Annotated in this window: 12 protein-coding genes; all 12 read right to left on the bottom strand. The window is 43.8% G+C overall.

The features are described from left to right. Window positions 1-30: 30 nt before the first annotated feature. Entirely contained in the window at window positions 31-4,335 is a 4,305-nt protein-coding gene (locus SC79_RS03370) for a S8 family peptidase (protein ID WP_039073881.1), read from the bottom strand. Between the two features lie 298 nt (window positions 4,336-4,633). Continuing rightward, on the bottom strand, window positions 4,634-5,782 hold the full coding sequence (gene ftsZ / locus SC79_RS03365) for a cell division protein FtsZ (protein ID WP_039073880.1): 1,149 nt from the start codon (window positions 5,780-5,782) through the stop codon (window positions 4,634-4,636). Window positions 5,783-5,817: 35 nt separating this feature from the next. Further along, a complete protein-coding gene (ftsA, locus tag SC79_RS03360) occupies window positions 5,818-7,140 on the bottom strand; it encodes a cell division protein FtsA (protein WP_039073879.1) in 1,323 nt (440 codons plus the stop codon). Window positions 7,141-7,314: 174 nt separating this feature from the next. After that, complete coding sequence (locus tag SC79_RS03355) at window positions 7,315-7,680, bottom strand: small basic family protein (RefSeq protein WP_039073878.1); 366 nt, start codon at window positions 7,678-7,680, stop codon at window positions 7,315-7,317. Window positions 7,681-7,697: 17 nt separating this feature from the next. Then, window positions 7,698-8,405 (bottom strand): DUF881 domain-containing protein, encoded by a 708-nt coding sequence (locus SC79_RS03350; RefSeq protein ID WP_039073877.1) that lies wholly within the window; start codon window positions 8,403-8,405, stop codon window positions 7,698-7,700. Between the two features lie 23 nt (window positions 8,406-8,428). Then, a complete protein-coding gene (locus tag SC79_RS03345; protein WP_039073876.1) occupies window positions 8,429-9,124 on the bottom strand; it encodes a DUF881 domain-containing protein in 696 nt (231 codons plus the stop codon). Further along, the gene (gene divIB / locus SC79_RS03340) at window positions 9,121-9,912 is read right to left on the bottom strand and encodes a cell division protein DivIB (protein ID WP_039073875.1); all 792 of its coding nucleotides are present in this window, start codon (window positions 9,910-9,912) and stop codon (window positions 9,121-9,123) included. Before divIB ends, SC79_RS03345 begins: the two co-directional genes overlap by 4 nt. Before the next feature lie 128 nt (window positions 9,913-10,040). After that, window positions 10,041-10,952, bottom strand: coding sequence for a UDP-N-acetylmuramate dehydrogenase (gene murB, locus SC79_RS03335; RefSeq protein WP_039073874.1), 912 nt, complete (start codon window positions 10,950-10,952; stop codon window positions 10,041-10,043). Between the two features lie 30 nt (window positions 10,953-10,982). Beyond that, window positions 10,983-12,074: an undecaprenyldiphospho-muramoylpentapeptide beta-N-acetylglucosaminyltransferase gene (murG, locus tag SC79_RS03330; protein WP_039073873.1), complete on the bottom strand. Its 1,092-nt coding sequence runs from the start codon at window positions 12,072-12,074 to the stop codon at window positions 10,983-10,985. A 120-nt stretch (window positions 12,075-12,194) separates the two neighbouring features. Then, window positions 12,195-13,295, bottom strand: coding sequence for a stage V sporulation protein E (gene spoVE / locus SC79_RS03325; protein WP_039073872.1), 1,101 nt, complete (start codon window positions 13,293-13,295; stop codon window positions 12,195-12,197). Window positions 13,296-13,355: 60 nt separating this feature from the next. Then, window positions 13,356-14,711: a UDP-N-acetylmuramoyl-L-alanine--D-glutamate ligase gene (gene murD / locus SC79_RS03320; RefSeq protein ID WP_039073871.1), complete on the bottom strand. Its 1,356-nt coding sequence runs from the start codon at window positions 14,709-14,711 to the stop codon at window positions 13,356-13,358. Next, window positions 14,712-15,686: a phospho-N-acetylmuramoyl-pentapeptide-transferase gene (mraY, locus tag SC79_RS03315; RefSeq protein ID WP_010328060.1), complete on the bottom strand. Its 975-nt coding sequence runs from the start codon at window positions 15,684-15,686 to the stop codon at window positions 14,712-14,714. Window positions 15,687-15,767 lie beyond the last annotated feature (81 nt).

The following is a 15,767-nucleotide window of genomic DNA, read 5'->3' as shown; positions in this document are numbered from 1 at the left end:
AAGCTGCCGTTGACCGGCAGCTTTTTACTCTTAATTTTCAGTATTGATATAGAGTTTTCCATTCGCTGTTTTTCTTGCTTCATTTCCATAATCATCACGTACAATCACTTCTATTTTTGCTCCGTTAGCTTTAATAGAAGAAGTAGCTGTCCAATAGCCCTCATATCTCCCCGGAGAAATTTCTCTTAACGGGAGCTCTGTGGCGTTTTGCACACTCGCTCTTGCATTTGTCAGCGGCATACGAATGACAAACGTTGCATCCAAATCTTCTGCGCTTGAGAATGCGATTTTTACAGATTCACCAGCTTTTAGGGTTTTGTCCTCTCCCGGAATCAAACCGGAGATGACAGGCTTGTCAAAGTTGACATCGATGACAGCCTTTTTCGTTGTTTTGTTGCCTGCTAAGTCTGTAGCAATTACCTTGATTTCATTGCTTCCATTCTCTAAAAGAATACGGGCTGAGTATGAACCATCAGTTACCGTTGCTTTTTTGCCATTCACCTTGACATCTTTCAGATTGTCATCGGATACAGACCCTTTGACAGTCAGCGCTTCTTTGTTTGTTTTCTCGCCATTCTTTGGATTGTACAGCGTTAATTCAGGCTTGTTTTGGTCAAGCGTAACTGTCACAGGGCTGGAAGCATCCGTAGTCCCTTTGTCTGTTGATGCAGTGGCCGTCAGCTCATTTTCACCCTCGCTGAGTGAGACGCTTGCCTGGAACGTGCCATCTGCCCCAGCTTTCGTTTCCCCTGCTTCTTTCTCTCCATTATAAAGGTGTACTGTTGTTCCCGGAGAGGCTTTTCCTTTTACGGTGATGTTCTCCTTATTTGTGTATGATTTGTCTGCCGGTGAAGTGATCTCAGGTACAGCCGCTTCATAATCAACTAATGCGCGGATCATATAGTTTCCGTCGGCTTCATCACCCGGCAGCCATTCCCCGTCTATATATTGCCAGTTGCGGCCCGAATTCTGACCGGTTTCATCCATTGCCAGTCCTGGTGAATATGGGTCTGGTTTCGATTGGATGTATACGAGATAAAAATCTTTATCGACCATAATCCCTTTTGAACTGAGATCAACCTTAGTCCATTCGCCATTGCGAAGGGCTTCAGCGTTAACTGGCCCGGCAATTTTCTTGCCCGGTGCTCCGTCTTTTCCTGTAGCATCATAAACCTCAACCTTAAACTCTGTCCCTCCAGGATCAGGGAACTCTGTATCCCAGAATCTGAATAGCCCTCCTGTAAGCATGCCTTTGTCCTTGCCGTCAGCCAGCGTCATTTTGACCGCCCATCCGTTACCGGCTGCAAAATAAGAATTCGCATTCTCCGCTGTCCCGTCATCATATGCAATCTCACCCGGATAACCGACGAAAGGCTTTAGTACAGTTTCTTTCGTAACATCCCCTTTTAAATCAATGGTAAATTCATCGCTATAGTAACCCGATGCAGCTATTTTAATCGTATAGGAGCCTTCATAGGCCTCAAGCGCATATTCACCTTTGTCGTTCGTCGTAGCCGGTTCTACCGCAGCATCCTCCACAACATAAACGGAGGCTCCTTTTACCGGCTCTCCTGTCGTTTTATTAATGACTGTGCCTTTTAAGGTGCCTTTCTTCAATTCTTCTAACGTAAAGTTAGCCTGTGTCGTCTGATCTGCCTGCAGAGAAACCTTTTGCGATTTCGATTGATAGCCGTATGCTTCTGCCATAAGCGTATAGTCTCCCGCTTTGTGCGTCAGCGTATACTGCCCTGTGGATTGATCAGAATATGTTGATTTTCCCGTTTCTGCAACACTGACTTGCGCCCTGAGCGGCAAAACTTGAGGCTGTATCGCTTTGCTCTGAGGCTTTACCGCTTGGTTAGCAGATGGCTTAGCTTTTTTCGGATTCACCGTCTTTTTCTTTTGCTTTCCAGGCGATTTTTTTTCAACACCCAGTTTATTCTTTTTGACTGTTTTTCCGGCTGATTTGTCAGAAAGCACTACATCATCAATATACCAGCCCTCTTTTGAAATACTATCATCGGATTGAAGGTTAAACATGACTTGAATGTTTTGACCTTTATAAGCTGATAAATCAATTTCTTCATCCATCCAGCTTGATGTTTTTCCATTATAAACACGAGCCTGCTCCCAATTCTTTTCACCTTCAGGCAAAACAAAAACGTAGCCATAATCAAAATCATCCTCTACATTGTGCCAGCTTTTAAATTGGAGATACAGGTTTCCGTCATCCGGCACTTTAATAGGAGGCATCATGAGATTCATATTTGCTGAGTTGGCGTAGTTTCCTGCCAGATTTGTTCCATATACTTTTTCTCCCGAAGCTGCTGTAGCTGGTCCTACTGACGGAACTCCCCATTCCCAGCTGTTATTTGTTCCGCTTGACATCCAGCCTCCGGGTTCAGTTTCAAAGTCTTGCTTATAGCCCGTTGTGATGCTTGGTTTCACTGTCACATCGTATATATCAGATTCAACGCTATGGCCGCCAAAATCCTGAATCATCCACTTATAGCTTAGGGCAGTTCCTTTTACGTTCGGGATCACCGCCTGATACGTTCCTTTCAAGTGATCTCCGCTGATTCGTTTAGCCGTTACTTCTGTCCACTCCCCTTGATCAAGCTTATAGGACAGTTTGACAGATGTCACACTTACATTGTCTTCAGCTACCAAAGTCAGCGGCAGGTTCGCGCCTTCATAGGCTTCTGTTGCTTTCTCATGCTGATAGACAGGGGGCTCTTGATCGTCTCCCTCTACAGAAACCTGTCCCTCTGCTTTTCCTAACCCATCTGTAACAGCTGACACAGCATCAAAAGCGTTCACCAAACCATGGCCGTATCCGTTATTCGGAGAATCGGGAAATGTCGAATCTGTCAACGGTTCAGCCGTACTCGTTAATATATCCTCCATCTGATCAACAGAAAGTGAAGCATCCGCCTGTTTCAGCAATGCAGCAACAGCAGACACATGCGGTCCTGCCATTGATGTGCCATCCCATCCGTCCTCATATGTCTGGCCAGGAACAGAAGACCGGATATTTACACCCGGGGCAGAAATTTCTGGTTTTATTTCGTCATATGGAGATGGTCCTTGAAGAGAAAAGTCAGCGAGCTTTTTGTTCATATCAGTCGCTCCCGTAGCAAACGATTCCGGATAGTTTGCCGGGTTTGCAATAGAACCGGGACCGCCCGGAATAAAGATATCTGTATTTCCTGCTGAAAACTCAGGGAAAATATCGGCCGCACGCCAAGCATTGACCATGTCTCTGTACCATTCGTCAAGTCCTGAGCCTCCACCCCATGAATTATTGACAACATCAGGAGCCATTTCCGGATGAGGATTGCCCTCTGCGTCCTTTGGAGCTAAAACCCATTCACCTGCATCCAAAATGTCAGCATCAGTGCCGCCATCTTCGGAGAACGCTTTAACAGCAATCCATTTTGCGCCTGGCGCTACACCGATTTGATTTGTACTATCGGGTTCAGATCCCACCATCGTTCCTGTCACGTGAGTTCCATGAGCCAAATCGTCGTAAGGGCTTGCTTCGCCCGTTACGGCATCATACCAGTTCATTTCATGATCAGGCTCATCAGGATTTTCTGGATGATATCCGCGATATTTCTCTTTTAATGCCGGATGGTTCCATTCCACGCCTGTATCAATGGACGCGACAACCGTACCAGTTCCATCATATCCAAGCGCCCAAGCTTTCGGGGCGTCGATTTGGTCTATATTCCATTCCACACCGTCAGTTGCTTTGACAGCTTTTTGCGCTTTTTTCATATTAAATGGAGAAGATGACTTAAACAGCTGCCGTTTCTCATTTGGAAGCACCTTTTCCACTTCAGGGAACTGCGCTACTTTTTGCATCACTTCTTTTGAGGCATGAACAGCGATCCCATTCACTACATAATAAGAGTGAATTCGGTCTGCATTTCCCTTATTTTTCTGGCTGTTCAAGTATGTTAAGACATCTCTCTGAGATTCATCGGCTGTGACTTTTAAAGAGGACACAACGGCAGAACGCTTTTGATATTCCGTCTTAGCGGCAGTCAGCTTCTTCGATTTCGCTTTTTTAACAGCCGCTTTTGCCGCTTTTTCTGTGTTAGCTTTGTCTTTAAATTTAATCAGAAAGGTTGTTTTTTCTTTCTTCTTAAAGCTTTTCTTTAATGAACTCGAGATCTTGTTTTGAATGGATTCAGCAGATTGAAGCTCCTGTTTAACAGAAGTTGAGGCACCTTTGCTGCTTGCCCCGGCTGCACCCGGAAACAGCAGTGAACCAATGACAACCGTACTTAAAACAGAGCTAATGAGTCTGTTTTTCGTTTGTTTCCTCATTTTTATCCCCCTTTTTCAACATGCTTTGCCAAAAAAATGTCGTCCCTCCTTTTCCAAATGAATGGTTTGTCAGAACATCGCTGTACGTTAACTGTAGACAATCCGCATTACAGATATTGTCGTTTTATGTCACTTTATTTCCATATATATGAAAATGATAAAATTGTCATGAAATTCGAATGAGTCTTATGGTTCGCTTGGCGGCAATATGAAGGAATATATAGGAAAAAGGTCTTCAATAAGGAGAAAAGGTTGAAAAACAAAAAGGACAAAATCGAAAACGATTTTGCCCTTTCTATTAGCCGCGTTTATTGCGGTTTCTTAAGAATGTCGGGATATCAAGTGTATCATCAGCCGGTTGTGAGGTCTGGCGGCTTACTGTGTTTTGTTGCTGAGGTTCCTCACGTTTTGGCTCACGCTTTGGAGCACTTTGATTATGTGTTTTAATGCTTTGGTTTAAACTTGGACGCTGAGGTTTTGTCACGTCCTTCTCTTGTTCAATGAAACCAGTCGCAATCACTGTCACCACAATCTCGTCTTTTAGATTTTCGTTAATAACAGAACCGAAAATCATATTTACATCTTGATCAGACGCCGAAGCGACAATGTCTGCAGCTTCCTGAACTTCATACAAACTGAGATTTGTTCCCCCAGTGATGTTCATAAGGACGCCTTGCGCGCCGTCAATAGCCGCTTCAAGCAGCGGGCTGGAGATTGCTTTCTTCGCTGCCTCTGCCGCGCGGTTTTCTCCAGTCGCAATCCCGATACCCATCAAAGCAGATCCTTTGTTTGACATGATTGTTTTCACGTCAGCAAAATCAAGGTTGATGAGACCAGGTGTAGCAATCAAGTCTGAAATACCTTGAACCCCTTGACGGAGGACGTTATCCGCTTCACGGAATGCTTCAAGCATCGGCGTGTTTTTATCAACAATTTCAAGAATTCGGTCGTTCGGGATCACGATTAGTGTATCCACCGCTTCTTTCATTGCTGTAATTCCGCCTGCAGCTTGAAGCTGTCTTTTGCGTCCTTCAAATGTGAACGGTCTTGTGACGACTCCGACTGTTAAAGCGCCTAAATCTTTCGCGATTTGTGCGATTACCGGTGCGGCACCTGTTCCTGTTCCGCCCCCCATACCAGCTGTCACGAATACCATGTCAGCGCCTTTTAACGCTTCTTCAATCTGCTCTTTGCTTTCTTCAGCAGCTTTTTTTCCGACTTCCGGATTCGCACCTGCTCCTAATCCTCTAGTCAGCTTTGCGCCGATTTGCATTTTCACTTCTGCTTTTGACAGGTTAAGAGCTTGAGCATCGGTATTCACCGCGATATACTCTACTCCTTGCACTTCATTTTCAATCATTCGGTTAACGGCGTTGTTACCGCCGCCTCCTACTCCGATTACTTTAATTGATGCTAAGCCGTCTATGTTTGTTTCGAACTCCAACATGCTAAATCCTCCTAATCTGCCGAATGACTATCTATCTATTCCCAAAACATGCTTAATAGTTTTTTCATTTTGCTCTGTTTATTATGTTCGGCTTGTGTTTTTTGTTTTCCTTTTGGCCGCTGCTGCATCTCACTCTGGTGATGATGCTGCTCTTGTTCCTCAATTGAAGAGACTGCGATTTCCTGTATCGCTTCTTCAGGCATCTTGAAGCCTATTTTTCTGCCTTGGATTCTTGCATTTCGGCAGGCGAATTGAATCAGGCCCACTCCCGTCATGTATTGAGGGTCTCTTACACCGATATAATTCGGGCTTGCCACCCTGACATTGTTTTGCAAAACATCCTGTGCCAATGACATGACACCCGGCATTGCTGCTTGTCCCCCTGTCAGCACGAAGCCTCCCGGCAGATCGGTAATTCCCATACTGCGAAGCTCTTCTGAAACAATTTCAAGAATTTCTTCAACTCTTGCTTCAATGATATTCGCTGCTTCCTGCTGTGTAAATGTTTGTTTTTGATTGGTGCCGATAACGGTTACCTCAAATACTTCATCTTCCGAGGCTTCGTCATAGTAGGCATGTCCAAATTGCTTTTTCACGCGTTCTGCTTCTTCTGTTGACGTCCTCAGTCCGATGGAGATATCTTTGGTGATATTTTCGCCTCCGAGTGGAATGACACGGGTAGAAGTGAGATGTCCATTCTCGAATACGGCAATGGTTGTTGACCCTCCCCCTATATCAATGAGAGCCACACCAAGATTTTTCTCGTCCTTTGACAATGCAGCAGAACCGGCTGCCAGCGGCTGAAGGCAAATATCAGTGATTTCAACACCGGCTCTTTCAACACAGCGTAGCAAGTTATGTAAAATTGTTTTTGAACCGGTGATCAAGGTGCCCTCTACTTCTAAACGCACACCCAGCATTTTTTTCGGGTCGGTGATTTCATCTCTTCCATCTACAATAAACTGTTTAGGAATGACGTCCACAATCAGCTGTTCGTGCGGTACTGAAACAACCTGTGCCGCCTCCATCACTCGGCGCACATCTTCAACCTGAATTTCTTTATTTTCACTGGAAACTGCTACAACACCGTTTGTATCTTGAATATTGATATAATTTCCATTAACGCCGACAATAGCTTTTCTAAGCGGAAAACCTACCATTCTTTCAGCTTGGTCAAACGCTTTTCTAATAGAATGAACGGTTTCATCTATATCAACGATTGAGCCTTTTTTCAACCCTTCAGACGGCACATTTCCCACACCGATAATATTTAGGGAATCATCTGTCATTTCTCCGACGATCACTTTTGTATTGGACGTACCGATGTCAAGACTGACGTAAAGTTCATTGTTGTTCATTCTATGGCACCTCCTCACATTTCGATCATTTCTATTCTATTATTTGCGGAACAACAATACAATGAATGTGGCTTTACAAGTGTGTAACAAAAAATAACAACGGAATATTCCTTATGTGCTTTTCACATTTTATGTTTATTGAAAATATTCGTTATATCCTATGTATATCCTCTTTTATATCACATTTTTTTTATTTTTTTTAGAAAGAGTCCACTTTGTTAGTAGATTTCTTCTGATCACGGCAATATTCTGAAATAATCTGACACCAAATGCGAATATACCTGCTAAATACAAGTCTACACCAAGATGGACTCCCAGAAAAGCTAAACTTATTGCCAATATAATATTAAAAAAGAAACCGGAAACAAATACCATTTCATGATATGTACCTTGTAAATGCGCCCTGATTCCGCCGATTAATGTATCAAGTGCGGCAAGCACCGCAAGCGATAAATAGTTTGAGTATTCACTCGGGATCGTTAAGTTTGTCATCAGTCCAATCGCAATTCCGAGCACCAGCCCCAGCACGGGCAGCCACATGACGGTTCTCCTCCTTTTCAGTCTTTAAGCGGTGTTAGCTGTTGTACATCCAGTGGTCTGTCATATGCTTTTAATGTCAATTCGCTTTCAGATTTGCCGGCTTTTAATGCTAAATTTTCAGATGCAAAGAGATCCTCAAGACCTGATCCCTTCACTCTGCTGTACAGCATGTCCGGATCTTCGGCAAGCACATTTACTGTTAAAGGATAATCGTCAAGGCCGTATCCGTCTATTTTCGTTGTGCCGTTTATATCCCTAATGACCGTATGATTCACAACTCTTCGCTCATTAATCGAGATATGCTCTGCACCAAAGGAGTTAAGTTCATTGATCAGCTTTTTCAGCAAATCCGGAGGCGGATTTTCGATCGGCTCTCCTGTTAAGCTTTCAGAAAAAAGCGGGGATATGGTGATGACAATTCCGCTACCTGTTATATCGGTCATGCCGGCTGTTTTTTTTAAGGTTTGCAGTGTATTATTAAGCGCGGTTTCTTTTGCCATTTCTTTCGTTTGCGAATAGCTATTCAGTAATTTATCATATTTGTTTATTTCATCCAGCAGCTTTTCCTGCTTCTTCTGCTCTGATGTCAGTTCTTCCCTTATATCCCACATATCTCTCGTATCACGGACTTGAGGGCGTTTTAACGAGTTAAACTGAACAGATATCATGAGCCCGAAGATGACCATAAGCACACTGATGCTCATGAAGGAACGCTTTATTTTCAATCTGTTTCACCCGCTTTTTACAGTCATTCCTTCGTTTTCAGAATCGGTTTCATTTGTACGTTTTTCTTTTTTTCTGCGGAAACAGAAATATGATCCATTGACAGCTGATTGATCAAGCCGCCTGCTATATTTAATGAAGGCAACAGGACATCAGGATCTCCAATAGCGGATATCGTAAAGGGAGCGGGATGCTGCACTCCGTCTACCGTTACAACAGGACCGTTGCACTTGATATAGGAATCATGTGTCAAACGCTGGCCATTAACAGCAACGGCCGCCGCACCCGAAATATAGAGTTCGTTTACCACTTGAAAGATATGGCTTTCGTGAACGATGTAACTGTTCACATTCTCCCCTTCCGGTATGTAGGACGCATCTTCCAAGGTCACCTGAACACCCTCTCCCTGCACACCGACTTCGCCAATATACATTCTGTATTTTTCTGTATCTTCCAGGACGTTATAGTATTCCGTCTTTTCTTTCTTCAGCTTTTTCTCTTCCTCACGGACTTTGTTTTGCTTTTGATACAATTCTTTTTCAAGACTTTTATTTTCTTTCTCCTGTTTCAACAGTTCATCTCTAAGCGCATATTCTCTTTTCCACTCTTCCGGCCTAGCCGCGCCTGTCTCGTTTTCTTTGGTCGTTTGAAAAGAAAACGAAATCAAAAAGCCTGCGATCAGCATGATTAATGAAAGAAGGACTGCTGATTTGCCCCTCAATTTTCATCTTCCTTTTTAGCAGCTTTATCATTTTTTCCAAACTCTTCAAAATAGGTGGCAACTTCTAGATGAATAATTCCCTTTTTACTGCTGCTAAGCTGTGAAATGATAGAAGGGTACGTTTTCATTCGGTCTGCGAAGGTTTTTATAGACGCAGTGACAACATAACCGTCGTTCATGTACAATTTAATACGGTTTTCATCCATTTTTACAGGTGTATAGTAAATTTCTGAAATTGACTGACTTAAAGAATCTGACAAGGCATTAAGCTGCTTGGCCATTTGAGACCGTTTTTTCGCGTTAGTCCAATTCACCAAAATCGGCCCGGCATCATCCGGTGTTACTTCGGTTGGCAGAACAGAACCATTTTCAAGCACTTCATAGTACACATTGTTTTTTTGTAAATAAGCAATCGCCTTATATTCTTTGATTTCAATGTTAATTTTATTAGGAAGCGATTTGCTGATCACCGCTTTTTTCACTAATTTATTTTGCTGAATCTTCTCTTCTGTTTTTTTCTTGTCCAAACTCCAAAACTCAGTATCTCCGCTGTTAATATCGGAAAGGTCGATAATTTCCTTTTTGGATACATTCTCATTCCCTGTAACAGAGATTGTTGATACTTTACTGATTGGCGTCTGCAGGTACACGATGATCAACACCATCATAAAAAAGAGCATAATAAAAGAAATGAGACGGCGGTTTGCCTTCTGTTTCCGCTGCTCTTTAATTTTGGGAATCCGTTCTTCAATGTTTACAATTTTTTCTCGGTCATGCCCCGGGTTCATTCCCTGTTCACCTCATTCAAATGAAACAGCTGTTAAAGTCTGTCTATTCCAAAACAAACGGCATACTATGATGCCGTTTGTCGTTTGCTTACAGTATATCATATGAACAGCTTCAGTCAGAACTTGAATCAGCGATTTTCGCCGATGATTTCAACCTCTGTGTGCATATCAATCTCGTATTTTTCACGGATTGTCTTTTTCACATGGTCAATGAGATCAAGCACATCTTTTGCTGATGCGCCGCCCGCATTGACGATGAAGTTTCCGTGCATCTCCGATATCTTTGCACCGCCGATTTGATATCCTTTTAAGCCTGCTTTTTCTACAAGGTTTCCGGCATGATTCGGAAGCGGGTTTCTGAATATGCTTCCCGCACAAGGGCTTGAATACGGCTGTGTATTTTTTCTGTAGTCTTTATTGCTTTGCATTTGCTGAACGATTGATTCCTTATCCTTCTGCTCCAGCTGCAGAACAGCTTCTAGGCAAACGCCTGGGCGTTTCTTTTGCAATACAGAAGTTCTGTAGCTGAAATCCATCTGCTCATTGGTCAGCCACTCAATCGTACCGTCTTCAAATAAAATATGCGCTTTAACGAGGATTTCGCTCATATCAGAACCATGAGCGCCGGCATTCATATAAACCGCTCCGCCGACTGATCCTGGAATACCCGCAGCAAATTCCAAACCGGACAGGCCTTTTTTGCTCAATGATGTGGCAAGACGGACCACGGAATAACCGCCTCCGACCGTCACTCGTTCCCCTTCAAGCTCCAGATGGTCAAGACCGGCACCCAGTTTAATCACTACGCCTCTGATTCCCTCATCTAAAACAAGAAGATTCGATCCGCGGCCGATGACTGTCCACTTCACATCATATTTTTTAATAACGTCCATGATATCTTTGACAGCATCTACACTGCTTGGAATCACCAATACATCCGCAGGGCCGCCGATTTTCATCGTTGTATGATTCGCGAGCGGTTCATTTGCAAGAACCTTGCCGACTTCGCGTTCTTTTAATTCCTGTATCACTTTCTCCATCGTAAACCTCCGCATTCCATTGCTTTTCTATTATTTTTTCAATTCTTCGAGTACGTTGTATAAACGGGCAGCCGCGTCAGGAACGCCGAGTGACTTTGTCCGTTCGCTCATTTCCTTTAACGTTTGCTCATTCAGCACAATCCGGTCAAGCGCACCAATCAGCTTTTCCCCGGTAAGCTCTGTTTCTTTCAGAACAATCGCCGCATCTTGCTGGCCGAGAGACCTCGCATTGACCTCCTGGTGATTCGCTGTTACGTATGGGCTTGGAATCAGCACACTCGGGATTCCAAGCGCAGTAATTTCAGCAATCGTCGTCGCACCGGCTCTGGCCACAATGACATCAATGGCCTTTAAATACTCCGGCATTTGATGAAGAAACGGCTTTGTGACCATATGATCAGCGGCACCTTTGGTTTTCAGCTCACTCATCACTTTTTCATAGTGAACCTCACCGGTGATATACAGCACTTGATAGTTTCTTGTTTTCAGCGCGTCCTGCATATCAATGACAGCACGGTTAATCGGTGCGGCGCCTCGGCTTCCGCCGAAAATTAAGACCGTTTTTTTCTCTTCAGAAAGCCCAAATTCAGCCATTGAACGGCCCGTCTCTATTGAGACGACTTCAGAGGCTCTCGGGTTTCCCGTAAATACAACTTTCTCGTTAGGAAAATGTGATTTTGCTTCTTCAAAACAGATCGCTACTTTATTAACATATTTTGCAAGAAACTTATTCGTGATGCCTGGCAGGCTGTTTTGTTCATGGACAATAGTCGGAATTCCCATTTTCGCTGCAGCGTAGACAACCGGCCCGCATACGTAACCGCCCGTTCCAATGACAGCATCGGGCTTAAATTCTGCTAAATACGATTTGCTCTTTTTTACACCCTTCAAAAAACGCATCACAGTTTTGACGTTTTCAAATGACAGCTTTCTTTTAAAGCCTGTAATTTCAATTGAACGGAACGGTATATTCTCCCGCTCAACTATTTTTTTCTCCAGCCCGTTTTCTGTTCCGATATATAAAAATTCCACTTCAGGATGGCGGCGTTGCACTTCTTTAATAAAAGCAAGTGCAGGATAAATGTGTCCTCCTGTACCGCCTCCGCTTATTGCTATTCGCATATCTCTTCCCCCAGTCTATGTTCTCTATAACATAGCGATAACCCTGTTTTATTCGACAGGGTTATCGCATCAATTGTTTCCCAGCTTCCTGTTTCATAGGACGCTTAGCAATACATTCCACTAATACCTCGAGTATCGGCTCACGTTCAGCAGAACGCCGACAGCCATCAGCATCAAGGTCAATGAAGAACCTCCATAGCTCAAAAACGGCAGCGTGATGCCTGTTACCGGAATAAGGCCTGTTACTACACCTATATTAATCATGACTTGAATGGCAATCATTGAAATAATGCCGACTGCGACAAAACTTCCGTACAAATCAGGCGCACCGAGCGCAATTCTGATCCCTCTCCACAGCAGAACGCTGAAGAGAAGCAAAATAAGGGTCCCCCCGATAAACCCAAGTTCCTCTGACAGTATGGCGAAAATAAAGTCTGTTTGCGGCTCAGGCAAATAAAAGAACTTCTGTCGGCTTTGCCCAAGCCCCATTCCGAACAATCCGCCGGGCCCCACTGCATAAAGCGACTGAATGATTTGGAAACCGCTGCCGAGCGGATCTTCCCATGGATTTAAGTAGGAGGTAATCCGCTTTATTCGATATGGAGCTGATAGGACGAGCCCAACAAATCCACTGAGTCCGATGAGCCCGAGAAAGACGAAATGGGCGATGCGCGCGCCGGCCACAAAAATCATGACAATACAAGTTCCGACCATGACTGTCCCCGTTCCAAGGTCAGGCTGGCACATGATAATCAAAAACGCTGAAAACACGATGCCAAGTGCCGGGATAAACCCCCGTTTGAATGATGTTATGTTTTTTTGCTTTTCAGAGAGAAATTTAGCAAGGAATGCAATCATCGCAAGCTTCATAAACTCTGAAGGCTGTATGCTGAATGCCCCGACTCCGATCCAGCTTCTGGAGCCGTTCCGCACCATGCCGACGCCTGGTATCAAAACAAGCACCAGGAGGAAAAAGCAGATAACCATCAGTAATTTGGACCATGTCCTCCAAGTCCAATAATCAACATTCATGATAAAAAACATGGCAATGACGCCGATCCCCGCAAACAGCAGCTGCCGTTTCGCGAAAAAGAAAGAGTCGTCAAATTTATAATCCGCCCATACAGCACTCGCACTGTACACCATAATTAATCCGATTGTTAATAATAATAACGTAATGATGACCAATAACAAATCAGGCGATGTTTTTTTAGTAGTCAAAGCAACCGACACCCCAAGCTTAAAGTCATTAGGGCTGCCGATTTACTTCAAGACAAGCCCTTACTTAAGCATATGCACGGCATCTATAAACATGTCACCGCGTTCTTCAAATGTTTTGAATTGATCCCAGCTCGCACACGCAGGTGACAGCAGGATGACATCGCCTTCATTTGAGAGCGCAAACGCCGCAGATACTGCTTGTTCAACATTATCGACACGTTTGACATGTTGTATTCCCATCTCATTGCCGAGCTCCTCGAGTTTCGGTGCTGTCTGGCCAAATGTAAGCACCGCTTTGACATGCTTCATATACGGTTTTAAATCATCAAAACCATTTCCGCGATCCAGTCCGCCCGCAAGCAGAATGACCGGTTTGTCAAATGCTGAAAGCGCCTTGGTTGTCGCCAAAATGTTTGTTGCTTTACTGTCATTATAAAACTTGCGGTCTTTCACTGTTGTGACATATTGGAGACGGTGCTTCACGCCAGTAAAGCTTGTCAGCACCTTTTTGACAGCTTCGTTTGACACTCCTGCCGTTTTCACAACTGCGATGGCAGCTAGAATGTTCTCCATGTTATGAGCGCCGGGCAGCACAACCTCTTCAAGAGGAAGAATAGCTTCTCCGTTGAACATCAACATACCGTCTTTTGCGTAAGCGCCCTTTTCAAGCCTTTTGCTGACTGAAAAAGGAATGATGGCGGCTTTTCCGGCCTCAGCCAGTCGCACGACGGTTTCATCATCTTGGTTGACAACGGCTTTATCTGAAGCAGTCTGATGAAGGTACACTTTCTGTTTCGCTTTTTCATAGTTTTTTCGCGTATGGTGATAATCCAAATGAGCGTCAAATATGTTTAAAATCAAGCTGATTTCCGGTCTGAAAGCGTGTGTTCCCATCAGCTGAAACGATGACAGTTCAGTAACGATCCATTCATCCCCATCAGCATGATAGGCAACCTCACTTGCGACTGTGCCGATGTTTCCGGCAATCAGTACTTTTTTCGAGTCAGCTTTGAGCATTTCATAAATCAGCGTTGTCGTGGTCGTTTTTCCGTTTGATCCGGTAATCCCGATAAACTTGGCGTTTGTCAGGTAGTAAGCGAGCTCTATTTCCGTCCAAACCGGAATGCCTCTTTTTTCCGCTTCCTGTACCATAATATTTTCATAAGGAATGCCAGGATTTTTGATCAGAACCGTGATTTGATGCTGATCGAACAGAGAAACAGGATGCTCTCCGCAAACAACCTCAATTCCTTTTTCAGAAAGCTTTTGCGCTGGTTCGTTTTCTTCAAAAGGCTTTTGGTCATTGACTGCAACATAAATGCCTTTGTCATGAAGAATAGATGCCGCCGCATACCCGCTTTTCGCAAGTCCCAGGATTAAAAAATGCTGATTCTGTAAAAATTGATCGTTTTCCACTTATAACCACACCTCGATGTAAATTCCTAAAACGGCAAGCAAAAGTCCCGCAGCCCAAAACGTTACGACCACTCTCCATTCAGACCAGCCGACAAGCTCATAATGGTGATGTAATGGACTCATTTTAAAGATTCGTTTACCAGTCGTTTTAAAGCTGATGACCTGCAGAATAACCGATAATGTCTCGATAACGAATACACCGCCGATGATAACCAGCAGGATCTCTAATTTCGTTAAAATAGCAATGGTAACAATGGCTCCTCCCAATGCCAGCGATCCCGTATCTCCCATAAAAACTTTGGCTGGATGAGCATTAAATACGAGGAAGCCCAGCACCGCTCCGACGACGGCAACTGAGAAAATTGCTACGTCATATTGAGACTGATTCCATGCCAGGATGGCAAAGGCGCCAAAAGCAATCGCAGCTGTGCCGGATAATAAACCGTCAAGACCGTCAGTCAGGTTAACTGCATTTGATCCGCCGACAAGCATAAATAGCACCAGGATAAAGTAAGCCCAGCCAAGATCAAATGATAAGTCAGTTCCAGGCACGCGAATGTCCGTCGCAAAATTGTAGTAATGGTACACGGCATAAAATACAATCGCAATGATAATTTGTCCGATCAGTTTTTGCTTTGACGTCAATCCAAGGTTACGCTTCATGACGACCTTGATGTAATCATCTAAAAAGCCAAGCAAACCGTAGCCGAGTGTTACAAATAGAAGCAGCACCATTTCCGGGCTTATTTCTGAAAACTTCTGTGTCATCACAATTGTTGTGACAATAATAGAAAGTATGATCATGACCCCGCCCATTGTCGGCGTCCCTGATTTTTTCTGATGTGATTTCGGTCCTTCTTCTCTAATACTCTGGCCGAATTTTAATCTTCTTAAAAACGGAATAAGAATCGGAGAGAGCAGAACACTAATTAAAAACCCCATTAAAATTGTAAACAGAATGACTTGCTCAAGCATTGTCCTTTTCTCCTCCTGTTTCTTTCAAACGACATACGTAGTTATCATATTCATGTTTTTTTTCCATATGAGAAATCTTTT

It is taken from the genome of Bacillus sp. MSP13 (assembly GCF_000815295.1).
Taxonomy (GTDB): Bacteria; Bacillota; Bacilli; order Bacillales; family Bacillaceae; genus Bacillus; species Bacillus vallismortis.
The sequence above is the reverse complement of the archived record's forward strand: the minus strand, read 5'-3'. Positions and strand labels throughout refer to the sequence as shown.